9 protein-coding genes are annotated in these 16,741 nt (G+C 67.3%); 3 read left to right on the top strand and 6 right to left on the bottom strand.

Annotated elements, in window-relative coordinates; genetic code table 11:
• The first annotated feature begins 8 nt into the window (after positions 1–8).
• On the top strand, positions 9–584 hold the full coding sequence (locus tag VFF97_RS06225; protein WP_325032624.1) for a TetR/AcrR family transcriptional regulator: 576 nt from the start codon (positions 9–11) through the stop codon (positions 582–584).
• A gap of 35 nt (positions 585–619) precedes the next feature.
• Here VFF97_RS06225 and VFF97_RS06220 read toward each other — a convergent pair whose 3' ends face one another.
• On the bottom strand, positions 620–1,093 hold the full coding sequence (locus tag VFF97_RS06220) for a GyrI-like domain-containing protein (protein WP_325032623.1): 474 nt from the start codon (positions 1,091–1,093) through the stop codon (positions 620–622).
• Between the two features lie 189 nt (positions 1,094–1,282).
• Between VFF97_RS06220 and VFF97_RS06215 the strand changes: the two genes are divergently transcribed.
• Both VFF97_RS06215 and VFF97_RS06210 read left to right on the top strand, forming a co-directional pair.
• On the top strand, positions 1,283–2,425 hold the full coding sequence (locus VFF97_RS06215) for an ABC transporter permease (RefSeq protein WP_325032622.1): 1,143 nt from the start codon (positions 1,283–1,285) through the stop codon (positions 2,423–2,425).
• Complete coding sequence (locus VFF97_RS06210; protein WP_414684231.1) at positions 2,422–3,111, top strand: ABC transporter ATP-binding protein; 690 nt, start codon at positions 2,422–2,424, stop codon at positions 3,109–3,111. The genes VFF97_RS06215 and VFF97_RS06210 overlap by 4 nt, the downstream gene beginning before the upstream one ends.
• A gap of 31 nt (positions 3,112–3,142) precedes the next feature.
• Here VFF97_RS06210 and VFF97_RS06205 read toward each other — a convergent pair whose 3' ends face one another.
• The 5 genes from VFF97_RS06205 to VFF97_RS06185 are packed head-to-tail and all read right to left on the bottom strand — an operon-like array spanning position 3,143 to position 16,740.
• A complete protein-coding gene (locus VFF97_RS06205) occupies positions 3,143–9,640 on the bottom strand; it encodes a DUF3320 domain-containing protein (protein WP_325032620.1) in 6,498 nt (2,165 codons plus the stop codon).
• Between the two features lie 17 nt (positions 9,641–9,657).
• Positions 9,658–12,840 (bottom strand): helicase-related protein, encoded by a 3,183-nt coding sequence (locus VFF97_RS06200; RefSeq protein WP_325032619.1) that lies wholly within the window; start codon positions 12,838–12,840, stop codon positions 9,658–9,660.
• Complete coding sequence (locus VFF97_RS06195) at positions 12,837–14,639, bottom strand: phospholipase D family protein (protein WP_325032618.1); 1,803 nt, start codon at positions 14,637–14,639, stop codon at positions 12,837–12,839. Before VFF97_RS06195 ends, VFF97_RS06200 begins: the two co-directional genes overlap by 4 nt.
• Entirely contained in the window at positions 14,632–15,849 is a 1,218-nt protein-coding gene (locus tag VFF97_RS06190) for a DUF6361 family protein (RefSeq protein ID WP_325032617.1), read from the bottom strand. The genes VFF97_RS06195 and VFF97_RS06190 overlap by 8 nt, the downstream gene beginning before the upstream one ends.
• A gap of 3 nt (positions 15,850–15,852) precedes the next feature.
• On the bottom strand, positions 15,853–16,740 hold the full coding sequence (locus VFF97_RS06185) for a restriction endonuclease (RefSeq protein ID WP_325032616.1): 888 nt from the start codon (positions 16,738–16,740) through the stop codon (positions 15,853–15,855).
• Between the last annotated feature and the right edge of the window lies 1 nt (position 16,741).

Genomic DNA, 16,741 nt, shown 5'->3' with positions numbered 1-16,741 from the left:
ATGGCCGGATGCCGAAGATCTCCGCCCCCACCGTCGCCGAGCACCGCGCCATGCAGCGCGCCGCGCTCGTGCGCGCGGGCGAAGAGGTGCTGCTCGCCGCGGGGCTCGCCGGTGTCACACCCCGCAGCGTGTGCGAGCGCGCAGGAATGTCGCGGTCGAGCTTCTACGACTACTTCGCCACGAAGGACGACCTGCTCGTCGCGATCGCGATCGACGCGATCGAGCGGTGGGACGCCGAGATCGAGGACGCCCTCGCGGGCATCGAGCCGGGGCTGCCGCAGTTGCGGGCATTCGTCGACGCGACGATGGCGATGACCGCCGAGGGCAAGCACGCTCTCGCGGGCGTGCTGCGGGAGGCCGACCTGAGCCCGAGCCGGCTCGAAGACCTCATGACACTGCACGACGCGCTGCTGCGACCCGTGCTTCGAGTGCTCGGCGATCTCGGCGTGGAGGAGCCGCAACGCGCGGCGGTGCTGCTCGAGGGTGTTCTCGGAGCCGGCATCCGGCTCGTGTCGCATGGAACCGATCACCGGGTGGTCGCCGATGACGTGTACCGGATGCTGACGGAGGGGTTGGTCTCGTAGGGGGTTGGTCTCGTAGGGGGTCGCCTCGCGGGGAGTCAGGCTGTCGGCTTCAACGGGCAGAAGATCACCGTGCGCGTCTGGTCGTCGGGCGTTCCGGGTGGGCTCCAGTACTCCTCCCACATCGTGGACTCGTCGATCTCGCGTCCGTGCAGCGCCATGGCCGAGGCGATCGCGTCGTATGCCTTTGACACGTCCGGGTACGCGCCCATGTGTTCGGTTGTCGCGACCTCGGCCTCGGGCAGCTCGTCGGGCACGACCGCGCCGGCCGGCTCGATCGCCGCGGGAACGACGAAGCCGGCGGACACCATGAGGGTCCCGGCGGTCGGGTCGATCTCGGAGTACCGGCCGATCGCGGGTCCGTCGCCGAGCAGTCCGCGCGGCCCGAGAGCACCGACCACCTGCGCGAAAGCCGACCCCATGAACGCCGGTATCTCGTCGAAGGTCGTGCGAGTGCGCACCACTGCGATGTCGCGGCGCGGGGCCTGGGTGATCTGCACGTCGTAGTCCATTGCGTCCCCTCACCGCGGGCGCCCCGCACGCTCGCTTGGCGATCAGAGTAGGACCGCGCGCTCGTCGTGAGGAGGACCTTCGGCCTGCGGCATCCGCACCCTTTCGATTTGGAGTTCGGCGCGTTTGGTGACACACTGTCGGTATCTTTCCGACACTCTGTCGGAGCAATCCACTCCCCGAAGGTGCTCATGTTCCTTGCCCTGCGTGAGCTGCGGTTCGCCCGCGGCCGCTTCACTCTGATGGGCATCGTGATCGCGTTGATCTCGGTGCTCGTGGTCATGCTGTCCGGCCTGTCGTCGGGCCTCGTCAATGACGGCGTCTCGGGTCTGAAGGCGATGCCCGCGACGGTGTTCGCGTTCGACGAGGGGACGATGACCGACAACGCGTTCAGCCGGTCGGTCGTCGACGATGAGCAGCTCGCCGTGTGGCAGGACGCCGACGGTGTCGCCGAGGCGGAGCCCATGGGCGTGAACATCGTCAACGGCGTGACCGACGACGACACGCAGATCGACCTCACGCTGTTCGGTGTCGAGCCTTCCGGGTTCCTGTCGCCGGAGGTGTCGTCGGGCGACGGGCTCGGCGCCGTCGACGGAATCGTCGTGTCGGAGCCGCTGCGCGACGCCGGCATCTCGGTCGGAACCGTCATCACGCTCGATCGCCTCGACGTCGAGCTGACCGTGGTCGGGTTCACCGAGGGCCAGGCGACGTTCGGCCACGTCGACGTCGCGTACCTGCCGATCGACACGTGGCGACTCACCGCCGCGGGTCAGTCGCAGCCGGGGGCACCGACGCAGGAGCAGATCGATGCGCTCGACTTCGGGTATTCAAGTGTCGTGGCGCTGAAGGCCGCTGACGGTGCTTCGGTCGATTTCGAGGCGGTCGATGCGCATGCCGGCACCACGACTATGACGCTGACCGAGGCGTTCAACGCATCGCCGGGCTATGAGGCCGAGACGCTGACGCTCAGCATGATCCAGGTTTTCCTCTACGTGATCTGCGCGCTCGTCGTCGGGGCGTTCTTCACGGTGTGGACGATCCAGCGCACGCACGACATCGCGGTGCTCCGCGCGGTCGGCGCGTCGAGCCGGTACCTCCTGCGCGACAGCCTCGCGCAGGCGGCGATCCTGCTCATCGGGTTCACGGCGCTCGGCGTCGCGGCCGGTGTCGGAATGGGCGCGATCATGCCGGATGCGATGCCGTTCGATCTCGAGTTTGAGCCGATCGCCGTGGCATCCGTTCTGACAATCGTGCTCGGTCTGCTCGGTGCCGCGGTGGCGGTGGTTCGGATCACGCGGGTCGACCCCGCTCGTGCCCTGGGAGGACAGCGATGAATGACTTTGATGTGGCGCCCGCGCTCGAGGTGACGGATGCCGTGCTGGAGCTCGGCGACGGGGACTCGCGCGTGCGCGCGCTCGACTCGGTGTCGTTGACGGTGATGCCGGGGGAGTTCGTGGCGATCGTCGGGCCCTCGGGGTCGGGGAAGTCGTCGCTGCTCGCGATCGCGGGGGCTCTGGGGCGGCCGGATTCGGGTGTTGTGAAGGTGCACGGGACCGACCTGGGGTCGCTGTCGCGTCGGGCACGGACGCGGTTCCGGCTGCACAACATCGGGTTCGTGTTCCAGTCGGGTAACCTGCTGCCGGCTCTGACCGCAGCGGATCAGCTGCGGCTGGCGGGGCGGCTCGCCGGTAACCGGCACGTCGATGCCGAGGCCCTGCTCGCGTCGGTCGACATGGCGCACCGCGCGGGTCACCGGCCTTCGGAGCTGTCGGGTGGCGAGCGCCAGCGGGTCGGGATCGCCCGAGCGCTGGTGAACTCGCCGAGCCTCCTTCTGGTGGACGAGCCGACCGCGGCGCTGGATCGTCGGCGGAGTCACGAGGTCGTGCAGCTGCTTGCCGACAAGGCGCACGCGTCGGGGGTTGCTGTCGTGATGGTGACGCACGACCGGGATGTGCTGGAGCACTGTGACCGGGTTGTGGAGATGGTGGATGGGAGGCTGGGGGTTCCTGCCGGCGTGTGACCAGCCGCGGCCGCATTCGCGCAATTCAGCGTCAGCTGAGGTCGACGCTTCGGATCAGCCCTCGGCCATCCCGCTCGATGCGGCCCGTGTTGAGTCCGCGTTGCAGCCCTGCCGTGAGGCGGGACGACACGCCCTCGGTGAGGCGCTTGCCTCCGAACAGAGCGAGCGCCTGCCGTTTGATCTCTTCCTCACCCATGCCTCCGCCAAGCTCGGCGACCACCGCCATCGCGTTCGCGATCTCGTCCAGCGGCACGTGATCGAGGTTTCTACCATCACCTGGTTGGCTGCGGCGGACTTCTCGCCATTCCACAGGATCGATCCCGGTGGGCCACGCGCATGACTTGTCCGTCGTTCGCAGATACGCCGACGGTAGGCAACGAAGGATCGCGTCAGCGCGTGCCGCATTGACACGGCTCAGCCCGAAAGCCTCCGCGGCGAGGCGCGCCAGCCGCATCTTGTGGATGGGCCCTTCCTTCTGGATGATCTCGCGCAACACGGCGCGGACCTTATCGGCTGCGGCCTGATGTGGCAGACGGTCGAGCGTGTCGGTCGTCCCGAATCGCTTGGGTTCCCACTCGACGTACTGCCGAAGGTGCCGATGGCGCAGTTCGGTCTGCTGCGGACGTTGCGGCACGCTCTCTCCCGCAGAACGAACGACGCCGGCCCCGGCGTCGGCGTGGGGCCGCGCGACCACAGCCGTCCGAATGGCCGAGCCATCTGAAACCGGGTTGGCGGCATCGTCTGCTTCGAATTTGCGGAGCCGATGCTCCGCGCCGGCCCTCACCACGGCCGCTTTCAGACGTGCCAGGGTCTGCTCACGCTGCTGTAACCACTCGGGAAGCCACACGCGTTCGACTGCGGGCCATTTCATCAGGCCCTTGAGTACCTCGACGGGAAGCCCGTCGCGATCCGCCACCGTGCGCCGGGATCGCCATCCTTCGCCGTCGAGAAGCACCGCGACCAGCGGCTGCCCCGGATCGGCGGCATCCGCGATCGAGATGTCGACTCGGAAATCCGACAGACCGACGTCCGTGGACACAGCGAAGCCCGACGCCCGCAGTTCGTCGGCGATCTCGTCACGGTGACGATCGATCACGCGTTCACGGTGGGCGTCGTCGGTCACGGACTCGACACCAGTGGCCGCGAGCTCCAGGTAGCTCTTCAGGTGCTTGACGCCGATCGAGGAGGTCTCTTCGGCGCGAAGCTCCGAGGGGTCGAAGCTCGCGAAGAGAATCACCTGGCGGCGTGCGCGGGTGATGGCGACGTTGAGCCGTCGCTCACCGCCGGCGCGGGAGAGCGGTCCGAAGTTGAGCGGGACGACGCCGCGCTCGTTCGCGCTGAACGCGACCGAGAAGAGGATCGTGTCGCGCTCGTCACCCTGCACATTCTCGAGGTTCTTCACGAACAGGCCGTCTCGTGCGTCGAGTGCGGCCGCGAGCCGCTCGTCCGGATGCTCCCGCAGCAGCGTCTCGATGAGGGTCCGCTGCTGCGCGTTGAAGGTGATGATTCCGATCGACGGCGTCTCATGTGGGGATGCGGCGAACCTTCGGGCGACTTCCTGGACGATCGCATCCGCCTCGATGGTGTTGGTGCGGAGATCGCGACCTCGACCCGACCGATTGAAGTGTCCCGCCACCCGTACCAGGGAGATGCCGTGGTCCGCCTCGGCTTCTTCAGCCGACGGCCACGGCGCGGGGAACGATGAGAGCCTGCTGTCGTAGTACGCGTGGTTGCTGAACGCGATGAGCGCCTCGTCCTGACTGCGGTAATGCCATGACAGCCACTTGCGCGGAACCCGCGCCTGAACGCACTCCGTGAGGATCGACTCCTCGTCGGCCACGACGTCTGCGACCGACGAGGGGTCCGAGTCGATGTCGGTTCCCACCTCTGCGAAGCTCGTCGGCGGCATCTGCTTGCTGTCGCCGACGACGACGACCGAGGTGCCGCGGCCCATCGCGCCGACGGCATCCGCGACCCGGATCTGCGACGCCTCGTCGAAGACCACGATGTCGAAGAGCTTCGCCTTCGCGGGGAGGAAGCGTGCGACCGACTCGGGGCCCATCAGAACACACGGGGCGATCTGGATGATGAGGTCGCCGTAGTTCTCGAAGAGCGCGCGCACTGTCATGCCGCCGCGTTGACGTGCGAGCTGCCGCTTGAGCTCGCCCATCATGCCGCCCTCGTAGGACGGGTCGATCCGCCGGCGGGCGATGATCTCGGCCGGGATCCATCGGGGGAGTCCCTGCCGGATCGCCGCCGCGCTCGTGGTGAAGCGGTCGATCGTGCGATTGTGCGCCGATACGTCGAACGCTGTCATCGCCTGGCAGTCCGCGCGTTCGAGCATCGAGGCGTGGGCGATCCCCTTGTCGAGGGCGAGCGAGGCCAGGTCGGCGGGGATCGTGCCGGTCAGCAGCGCGTCGTGCGCCGAGGTCATCCCGAACCGGATGAGCGGCTCGAGATGGCGGCGGAAGGCCAACCACCGGTCGAGGGTGACCGGGGCGGTCGTGGTGACATTGCGAGTGCCGGCCGTCGACTCCCACGTGGAGAAGATGTCGGATTCACCCGCCCAGGTCGAGAAGGCATCCCTGTGATCCCCCGTGGGCTCTGCGAGGCCGCTCGCGGCCGCGAGAGCGCGCCACGCCGTCGCGAGCCGGGTGAGTGCGCCGCTCAGCTCACTGTCGGGACCGCTGCCGGCGTAGTACCGGCGAAGTCCATCTCGGATTGCGGGATCGCCGTCGGTCGAGGAGAGCGCCGACCCCAGCCGGACGCCCTCGTCGAGCGACTTCCGCGCCGGATCGATCCCCTCGCGGAGGTACGGGTTCCACTGGGGCGACACGAGCGGGATCGGAAGGCTCAGGAGCGCCGTGCGGAGCGAGTCGATCTCCTCCGCGGTCTGCGCGACCTCTCCGGTCAGGCTCGTCACCTGACGTGCAGGGAATGTGCGCGCGTCGACGTGAAGCGCAGGGCCGTACTGCAGGAGCACCGCACGCTGGCGCTTGCGGCGCCCGAAGAACCCCGATGCATCCGCCGCGAGCGCGGCCTGATGCGTCGCCTTCACGTCACCGTCGAGAACCTCCGGCCCGACCGACGCGAACCACGGGCGATCCGTGTTGCTTGTGTTCAGACGGTGTTGCAGTGCGGGTACCTCGCCGGACAGCGTGCGCGCGTACAGCGCATCGATGGCGTCGAGCGGATGCCGCTGCGCCGCCGCCAGCGTCGCCCAACGGTCGAGTTGGCTCGGGGCCGCCATGATCGCGAGCAGGCTGGGGTCGGGTTGCCGCATCCGCAACTCGGCGAGCGCCGAATCGAACTCCTGCGCGGCTGCGTGGATCGCGGCGGTGTCGAGCGGGGAACCCTCCCGGGTCGACACGAAGCCCCACGGGTGGAGGCGCGAAGGATGGGCGAGATCGGCCATCTCGGGGAGCGTTCGCAGCAGGTCGCGGAGATAGCGGAACTGCTCCTCTGTCCCGGTCGCGACGAGCGCGGCGGGGACCTCGAGGGAGTCGACGTCGTCGGCGGAGGCGAGGAGCTGCGCTCGCGCCGTGTACAGAGACAGCCCGGCGGCGTTCGGCTCGTGGAGACGCTGCGCGTAACGGCGGAGCGAGCCGCGACTGGTCGTCGCCGCTTCGGCGTCGGCCTTGAGCGCCGCCGTGTCGGGTCGTGCGATCGCGTCGATCGCGGCACGGATCTGTGCGCGGACCGCGCTCGGACGAGCGCCCTTGTCGTGAAGGTCGAGCGAGAACGGACCCAGGCCGACGGCGTCGAGTCGTTCCTTCACGACGTCGAGGGCCGCCCGCTTCTCGGCGACGAACAGGACGCGCTTGCCGTTGGCGAGCGAGTGCGCGAGCAGGTTGGTGATCGTCTGCGACTTGCCGGTTCCCGGCGGGCCTTCGAGCACGAAGGTGCGAAGGGCGTCCGCTTCGGCGACCGCCTCGAGCTGCGAGGAGTCGGCGGGAACCGGAACCGCGTTGCTCAGTGCATCGAGGTCGACGTTCGTCGGGGCGGGGAAAGGGTCGACGTATTCGGCCGTCGGCGACTCGATGAGATGCTTCACGAGCGAGTTCTGCGACAGGTCGGTCCAGTTCTCGTCGAGGTCCTTCCACAATCGGTACTTCGCGAATTGCAGGATCGACAGGTCGACCGTGTCCTCCACGGTGAACGGGAGTCGAGCCGCCGCAAGCGCGCGACGGGTCGCGGTGAACGCCGCGGCGAGATCGATACCGGAGTCGTCCTTCGCGGGATTGGCGAGCCCGGGGATGTCAAGACCGAAGCTCAGGCGAAGCTTCTCCAGGAGGCAATAGTTCGGGGTCGACTCACCGGCTTCGTCGAGGCTCAGCTTGAACGTCCTACCGCCTCCCGAGGCGTCGAGAGCGACCGGAACGAGAACGAGCGGCGATCGCAGCTCGCGGTCGTTGAACGTCCAACGCAGCATGCCGAACGCGAGGTAGAGGTTGTTCGCCCCCGTCTCTTCGACGATCGTCCGCGCCTTGTATGCAAGCGCGCGGAGTCGCGCGGTGTAGGTCGCTTCGGTGACCCCGACGTAGACCTGCTTGCGTTCGGTGAGCATTCCCGCCCGCGTCGGCTCGGGGAGGTCGTGGCCGAACCTGATGCCGCGATTGCGCTCGACGGTGGGGATGTGATCACTCGGTACGAGCGTGATCGCCGTCCCGTTGTTGACCATGTCTTCGAAAGTCGCCAGCGAAGGCTGGGGGACCGCGAGGGGATAGCCGGACTTGTCGCCGTAGTTGATGAGCCGGTTGCGCAGGCTCAGGTCGAGCAGGGCGTTCTTCCACTGGGCTACGCGTGGCGGGACGGCACGCGCGGGGCTCCCGGCAACGGCTTCTGCCGACGGCGCGTAGCCCAACGCTGTGGGTGCCTGCTTTACCGCGTACTCCGAGATGTGCACGTCGCCCGATTCGGTCACCGTCCGACTGGGCAGCGGATAGATGTCGGCGAGGCGGGCCTGCATGACGTCTGCTACGCCGCGAATCGACGAGATGTCGCCCGCGAGCGTGGTGACATGCGGCTCGCGTCGCGCGTCGGCGAAGGGCCTGGACGTGGCTCCGCCCGTGAGCAGGACCGTCTCCACGAGACCGATCTGGCCGATGCCGACGTAATTGACGACTTCCGCGACATCCATCTGAGCGGGGCCGTCGAGGCTCGCGTCTTCCCGCCAATAGCCGAGGAAGATGTGTCCTTCGATCAGCCACAGGGTCGCGTTGATTCCGGCTTCTTCCAGTGCGGCTGCGAGTGTCAGCGTGAGGTCGAGGCACGTACCTAGCCGTCCTTCGAGCACCTCGGCCGGCGTGCGGACCTTCTGCCCGTCGAGTCCCCAGCTCGCCGGAGGTTCGGCGTAGCGGATGTCGCGCGCCCGCATGCTTTCGTAGATCGCCTCGACGATCGCGTCCACGCGCTCACGAGAACCCTGCTGGTAGCCGTCGAGCGCCGAGCTTCCTGTCAGTTGCTGGAGACGGTCGGATGCCTCGCGGAGAAGCGGCGCGATCGCGGGAGACTGTGGCTGCACGAACGCCGCGAGCAGCTCGAGGCTGAGTTGGGGCGGATTCGCCCGCCATTGATTCGCGGCGAGTATGGTCACGTCGGTGTCATGCTGAGCGATCGTCGCGCCGGTCGGGTCCCGCAGCGTGACACGCACTACCCCTGGCATCGGATGTTCGACCGCCAGCATCCGGGCAGAATCGAGGACGAGGTCGGCGTTGCGCAGCGTCGTCGGCGTGGTTCCATCGAGATCGACGATGACGACTTTCGGGTCGCCGAGCGATCCGACCGCGCAGAGGGCCTCGACCTCCACCGAGGCGCCTCGCAGCTCCGGGCCGCGGTAATCGACGACGACTTCGTCGACGACTGCGATCGAATTGCGAGCGTGGGCGAAGCTCAAGTCCGGAAGGGTGCTGACGGTGATCGTCGCGACCGCGTTGGTGGCGGCGTTCGCATCAGCGAGGGCCGCTGCGGAGGACACCGCGGTGCTTGCGCTCGCTGGGCTTGCCGTGCGGTCCACCGATTCGCCGTCAGGAACTGCGCTCGATTCTGTCGAGTTCGACGTGCTGACTGGGACTCCCGATTCGGTCGCCATTGCCACGAGCGCGGGCGCCTTGAGTGCGCGGATGCGGTCAGCCTGTGACGAAGCGCCGACGGCGCGCAGAAGCATCTCGGCCGAGTCCAGAGCACGGTAAGTTTCGGCGATCGTGAAATCTTCGCGGTGCGCCCATTTGTTGCGCACGTTCCGCAACTCGCTCGCCCAGTTTTGAGCTTGGCGGTCCAGTGTGGCTGCGAACGGGTAGCCCATTGACCCGAATGACTCCGTGAACGCACGGAGGATGAGCGACAGATCGCGAGGGTTGTAATTGCTGAAGTTGCGGCCCGCCTGGCGGTCTTTGTGCTTGAGAATGTCGGTCCACTGGGTGACATTCGGTGCGAGTTCGCCGAATCGTGCGGCGACCACAGGGCCAAGGCCTTCGCTCAGTGCATCGAGCGCTTCCTCGATGTGGTCAAGCGCGTCGAACTCGGGCATGGGCACTCCTTGCTGCATCACTTGCCAGACGAATGGGTCAACGAATCGCCCGACATCGGTGCCCCATCACCACGATCCATACTCTTCCACAGCGTGGAGACACCGACATTCGCGCGGCGAGGCGGCCGCAGATCGATCGTCGGGACTGAATCTCCGTCGATTCCACGCTTCGCGAGCATCTCGACCATGTCTTCCTGTCGTGGCTGCCCGAGGGTCAGCCGGTAGAGCGTGAGCGCGCCGCGGAGCCGCTCGTACTTGTCGATGTCTCGACTCAAGGGGTAGTGCGCAAGGACTCGGTGGATTCGCGCCGGCCCTGGGTAAAGCCACCACGGCGCGAACTCCCCGAGTTCAGTAGCTGAGCCGGCTGCTGCTTCGAACGCGATCCGCCATGGCTGCGCGTCATCGGAGACCAGGACGTCGGGCCAGTGCGACTGTGCGACGTTCTTGCGCACGGCGTGACCCGCGAAGCGATTGACGCGCCCCTCCCGCTGCTCGAAGTCGACAGGGTTCGAAGGGAGGTTCCAATGCACGACGGAGTGACTCCACCAATGGAAGTCGATACCCTCCTGGCCGACGCTCGTCGACGCGAGGACGAAGGGTGCGAAGGGGCTGTTGAAGGCGGCACGCACCTCTCCTTGACGCACACCCGTCGCATCGTCGGCCTCCGCCGCGTACTTTCCGCCGTAACGCAGGGCGAACCGCGCCATCATGGGGATCTCCTCACGCTCTGGTGAGTTGTCGCGTGCGACATACCGCGCCGGTCGGAGCTCCATTGCGTCGACTGCGCGACGCGCGATCGCGGCCAGCCCAGCATCGTCCGTCTCGTCTCCGCCCGTCTCGCTCAAGAGCTGATAGAGATACTCGTCCAGGACCGCCTGCAGGTTCCCGTCGGCGCAGTAGTCGAGCACACTGCGCCAGAAGGGGCGATCGTCTCCGTAGAGAGTCACGAGGAGTGCGATCGACTCAGTGCGGTTGAAGAGCGTTCGGATGCCGCGCACCAGCTCGAACGCTGCGGCCCACAGCCCTGCCGGAGTCACGCGCGGCCCCGCAACGCCCCGTAGGGCGCGCCATGCGATATTTCCGGGGGAGTGTGCTGCGACTCGGGCCAGATCCGGGTGCAGCCGTACGCCGTCGCCACGGACTTCGAGCGCGGCACGGACATGTTCGAGGAGGCCGCCGAAGCGACCTTCTTCGCGGCGAAGCTCGACGAGCTGCTCTGCAGACGAAGAGTGCAGATCATCCGGCAGCATCCCAGGGTAGGCGAACACCGCGTCCGCGACCTGATCCGTTTCCGGGCCGCTGTCGAGTGAGCGTTCGACGCGGACGAGGATGTCGGCTTGTGGCACCCGTTGACCGAGATCGCGGGCAGCCGCGAGCGGATCCCCGAGCTGCGCCAGCGTCGGGTGAGGCCAGAAGAGCGCGAGGGTCGACATCGCCGCGGCCCGTCCTTCCGCCAGGCGGTATTGAAGTCGCGCACCGACAGCCTTTCGAGCCTCTGGCGTGTTCTCGCGCAGGAGTGACCGGTCGCCTGCCGCCAGGCGGTCGGCCTCGTAGCTCAGAAGGGCAGCGATCGCGGTCGGCACGCCCGTCCACGCGGAGAACACGACATGCTTCGTGACGGATCCGTCTGACAGTGGTGCATACACCGGTCCAGGCTCGAGGTACGGCATCGTCGCTGGGACCCACAGCAGCTTCCACCAGTCACGCCCAAGGGTTTCGTCTGCCAGCGCCCGCAGATGCCCGTTGCCGAGGTCGAGCGGCTCGAACGCCGTGATCCGGGCAGGGCTGAGGGAACGAGTCGATGCGAGCAGCGCGCGCACGTCCGCCGCATCCGGCCCCGCTAGCCTCTGCTTCACGCGGTCGGCAGACTTGTAACCGTCCATGAAGCTCGCGAAGTACGGGATCGACTTCCAGTACTCGATGTCGATCGGTGCGCCGACCGCGCGGCCCAGTTCCCGAAGCGAGGCCCACTCCCGCAGATCGGCAGCGGTCGGCGACGCGGTCGCCAAGTGGCGCACCGCCACGAGGTCCTCGCGCTCGGCTATCGGGGGCCGCTCCGACCGCGTCATGAGCGGCGTCAGCGCGTCGCGTACGCGCCGGGCCGCGGCATCCGCGTCGCCGCCGACCACCAGGGCCTGGCGGTACGACGCCAAGGTGTCCGCGACGTCCCGCTCCGCGCCAGGTGCGCCTCCGGCGAGAAAGCGCACCGTCGCGAGGAAGTCCTCATAGTGGTCGTCGTCGACGTCATCGCTGTTCGTGAACGGCTTGTACGGGGTCGCCGAGAGCAACAGGACCTTCGCATCCGGATGCTCGAACAACGCGTGCGCGAGTTCGGCAGCGTCGCCGGATTCAGGGTTGAGCAGATGCCGGAACCGCTGGAACTCGTCGAGGATGATCAGGTCGGGCTCGAGCGTGTCCACGCCGGCCTTGGCGAGGGACTGCCGGAATTCGGCGATCAGGTCGTGATTGGCATGCCAGAGGTCGGCCGGCACGGATCGTTTGCGCCGTACCTCGTCGCGGAGGGCGATGAATCGCTCGAGCGAGCCGTCGTTCTCGATCATGCGGGTGAAGGCGGTGACGATACGCGGGTCCGGATCGCCCGCGAGCTCGCGCTGAAGCGGGCGTACGTACCACCGGTCGAATCGCTCGGGTGTCTTGACGGTGCCGTGCATCAGCAAGCGTGTGACCCGACGATCCGAGTCGGTGCGGTTGGCGATCTTGTCAAGGATCACCGTCAACATCGCCCGCTCGGGGGCGGATCCCTGCCTCCAGCCTCCCTCGCTGAATGACGTGCCGGGCGTGAACGAGACGAGGTTCACCTTCTTGCCACCGCCACGCGCCTGTTCGGCGAGCCGACGGCTCTCCTTCGCGAGCAGCGTGAGTCGCGTCGTCATGCCGATGTGTTCGTCACCCGTCACGTTCAGACGGCGGAGATTCTGCGTCGCAAGGTCGACGTTGCTGCACACGTACACGATGTCGATGCGCTCGACATGATCCACGTCCTGCAGGTGCTCGATGGCGCGCGCGATGACGCCCCGCGCGACGATGCTCTTTCCGAGTCCGGTCTCGTCCGCGACGAGGAATCGACCGGATGCACCCGCCGAACTCGTGCCGTACAACCGATCCATGACGTGGTCGACCGTGTCCCGCTGAAACCCCTTGAGGCCGGCCATCACGGCGGCGACGTCGACGGTGCTCACGCTTCCTGCCCCGTCAGCTCGCGGTGTGCTGCCCACACCTGATGCCACAGCTCCTCGAATCCTTCAGGAAGGATCGAGTCCTCGCCGTACTCCCGCAGGTAGTCGATGATGCGCCTCGCATCCGTCAGCCCCGTGTGGCGCTCTCCAAGTGCCCGCACGAGCGCTTCGAAGAGCCCGGTGCCGGTGTCTGCCGCCGTTGTCCCGAAGAAGGCGGGACCACCCGATCCGTGAAGGGGAAGCATTGAGAAACCGGCTAGTTCGAGGAGGAGCGTGAGCAAACGGACAAATGCGGCTCGATCCGTAAGCTGACGGGCGATCACGGCGTCGCGCCGACTCTCCACGTCGTCGAGCAGCCTTGCGACGACGATGGTCCGGCGTTCGTTGCCGTGCTTGTCGCGCGCGATGAGCACGAGGAACGGCGTGATATCCGCGAGAGGGATGTCGGCGATCAGCTCACCGTCCGGCTCGCTCAAACTCGCCGCAGTTCCCCCGAGGTCCGGTCGCGTGAGGAGGTTCCAGCGTACGGACGTCGTGTCGTCGAGCAGTCGCCCAAGCTCGGACACGTCGTCCGACCACACTCGCAAGGAGTAGGCGTCACTGGAAAGCACGCGGGCGGAGAATCGAGCGCGCGCCAAGCGTCGAAGGAAGTCCTCGAGCCGGCGCTCCGCTTCTTCCTTCTCGCTCGGCTGAGCGCCTCCCGTGGCGGGGTACTCCTCCTTCAGCTCGCCGAGGGCATCGAGCGTCGCCTTCACGCCCACCTTCGGAACCGGTCCGACGAACTCCGTCATGACTTCGATGTTGTTGTGAAGCGCTGCGCCCGTGGCGTTGGCCGAGCCGAGGAAGACGTGAGCACCGTCTGCTCGATCGACTACGAGGGCCTTCGCGTGCAGCCCGACCAGCCGATCACCGCTGGGGACCGGTGCGGCCTGACCAGGAGCGGATTCGTCCTCGAAGCTATAGGTCGCGGCATCGTCGAGAACGTACGTCGTGAGCGCCGCGTCGATCGACTCAGGCCGGAGACGGTCCAGGCTCTCGACGCGCGAGAGCAGGTGGGTCTCGGTGCGCACGCCGGCGCGGAGGATCCGCAGCCCGTCGTCTGACAGGAACGGCGACACGATGAACGCTCGCTGACCTCGAAAGTCAGGGAGGGGCCCAGCACCCAGCCCGAAGACGTGGAACCGGATGCTGCGCATGGCGTCCGGACGCTCCCACTCGACCCTTCGCCAACGCTCGGCGAAGCGCTCGATACGAGACCGTCGCTCGGCGGCGAGCGCGGGGACGCCGAGTGTGGGAAGCATCAGCAGCAGCTCAGCGAGCGGTCGATTCGTCTCAGCTGCGGCGTTGGCTCGTTCGGCAGGCGCCGGGGCGCCATCGAGGCGGACGATGACGTCCCAGCTGCGGTCAGCGGTGAGGTTTCGGCTCGCGCAGAGGAATCGGTACGCAGTGCGCTCGCCGTCGCGGAACTCCAAGAACCAGACCTTCGGGTGGAAGAGCCCACGCCGTGTCGCGACGGGGTGGATCATCGGCTCGAGGAAGGCCACGAGATCTGAGCGTGCGCCCATGGAAATCTCGCCGGCTTGCGCGAACACGTCGACGCGATCGGCTGCGCGACGGATCGCGTCGAGAACGCCGAGAGTGTCTGCGTCGGCGGCAAGACGGTGTGACGCGAACGACAGCGGTACGGACAGGGCCGTCGCGAGATCGAGCGTGAATGTCGTTCCGACCGCATGCGACAACTCGAATCCGGTCGGCGGCCGAAGCTGCTCAGTGAGAGCGGCGCGTGACTGCGGCTCAAGCATCCGTCCGCTCCTGACCTCGGTCGAGCCCGTCATGGATGTCGAGGACGATGGTGCGCACCTGCGGCCACCGGTACACGAGGGCACCGGCGCCCGAGCTTCCGCCCCACGCCGCCAGCCGCGCACGGTTGCCCAGGCGCGCCTGGGGTCCTTTGTGCTGCCGTTCGCGCCTCGCCATGAACGTTCGGGTGAGGGCGCTGTCAGAGACGCGGTGCGGGCCGACGTCGATGAGCAGGTCGCGCCAGCCGCGAACGAAGCGGCGGGAGTTGATGTTGATCGGGGAGTGTCTCGTCAGCTCGACATGTGCGAGCAGTGCGTCGAGGTCCCACGTCTCGAGGTTCACCATGGCGGGCAGCTCGTCTGCCCATCGATCGAGGCGCTCGCGGAATCCTTGCGCGGGGTCGTTGAGGCGGTCATACCCCGCGGCTTCGTACTCCTCGGCGAGCATCAGGTTGTAGAGCAGCTGGGCGCCGTGCATGAGCGCGGAGAAGGAGCGCGCGTCGTCAAGACGCCGGCGTGCGTCGCCCGTGACCCGGATCGCCGCCGGGTCGGCCCACGGCGACGGACTCTCACCGGCAGGCCGCTCGACGACGAGGTGCTCGAGCAGCGTATCCGGTGCCCCGTCGAGGATGCGGTCGCGCAGCCATGCCGCCTCATCGATCGTGAGCGCGAACCCGTCGGGGATCGACTTCGGGAAGCCGTCGGGAGGCGGAGGCAGGGTTCGCGACCAGACGTGAAACCGCTCGCTCGGGGAGTCGCCGAGATCGTCGGGCGCGATGCTCAGCCCGTCGAGGCGGAGAGCATCTTCACGCGAGAGAGTGGGGTCGGCGAGGATGCCGTAGTGCCGCAGCATCGTCCAGTAGACAGCCGACGGGAGGTTCTTCAGCGCTTCGCCGGCCTGCATGCCGAGGAGCCCCGCGTAGTCGTCGGAAGCCCGCACGGCGTGGATGACGTCGCGCTCGAAGCGATCCGCCTCGGCCACGGGGTTCGGGCGGCCGGATGCTTTGCGGTACACCCACGGGACGAAGAGCAGGTAGCGCGCACGCGTCAGCAGCGTCGATGTTCCGGGAAAGAGCGCGTCCGCGATCGCGTCGCGAAGCTGTCCCAAGCCGAGCTCGTCACGGCTCTCGCGTTCTGAGAAGAGTCGGATGATGTCGCGCACACGGCGCTGTTCTTCGCTCGACGCATCGAGCCAGGCGATGAGAGAAGGCATGCGCTAGTCGAAGTAGTCCTCGTCGATCTCCACGATCTGCACAGTCTGCTTCGCTTGGACGCCGACGCCGAATCGGATCATCAGCGAAGCCAGCCGTTCGCCGTCGATGAGAATGATTCGCGTCGGCACCGCCTCGGCGTACTGACGTGCGCCCGGGCTGAATCGCCCGGTCGTGATGAAGACCCCTCCGTCTGCCTTGCCGCTCAGGGCGCCGACGAAGCCCTGGACCTCTGGGCGCCCGACGGAGTTGTCCGGGGCGTACCGCTTCGCCTGGATGTAGACACGGTTGAGCCCGAGGGTGTCCTGGTCGATGACTCCGTCGATGCCGCCGTCGCCGGTCGCTGAGGTGACCCTGGCCTGACCTTCGGCGCCCCCATACCCCATTGCGACGAGCAAGTCGACGACGGTCTGCTCGAAGAATGTGGGGGGCTTCGCCATAAGCCGCGTAAGGAGCTCTGCGGCGACCTCCTCCTGAATCTGGCGGATGCCCTGATCGATGAGCTCGGATGGGTCGAGCGACTCCACCTCCTCCGTGACTTTCGCCGTGGTCTCGGTGATTGACCGTTTCCGGCGGTACCCCGTGACGGCTTCAACGTCGGCACGGGTTACGGCCGGATACTTCGCGAGCAACGCCCGCCCGTCATCAGTTATGACGTAGCGCCCACGCTCGGGGCGGGCGAGTGCGCCTGCCTTGGAGAGGTGCGATATTGCCCATCCCACTCGATTCGCATACATCGGCTGCCCGGTCGTGAGAGTGACCTCACGCTCCGTCTCCGTGAGTTGAACGTCATCGGCGGCTGCGGCGGTGATTTCGCTGCGGTCGCGCGTCCTCCCGTCACTCATCACCCGCAGGATGGGCGCCATGAACTCGTGCCACTTGGGTATCGCCAAA

Origin of the sequence: Microbacterium sp., from assembly GCF_035687345.1 — a bacterium.
Classification (GTDB): domain Bacteria; phylum Actinomycetota; class Actinomycetes; order Actinomycetales; family Microbacteriaceae; genus Microbacterium.
The sequence above is the reverse complement of the archived record's forward strand: the minus strand, read 5'-3'. Positions and strand labels throughout refer to the sequence as shown.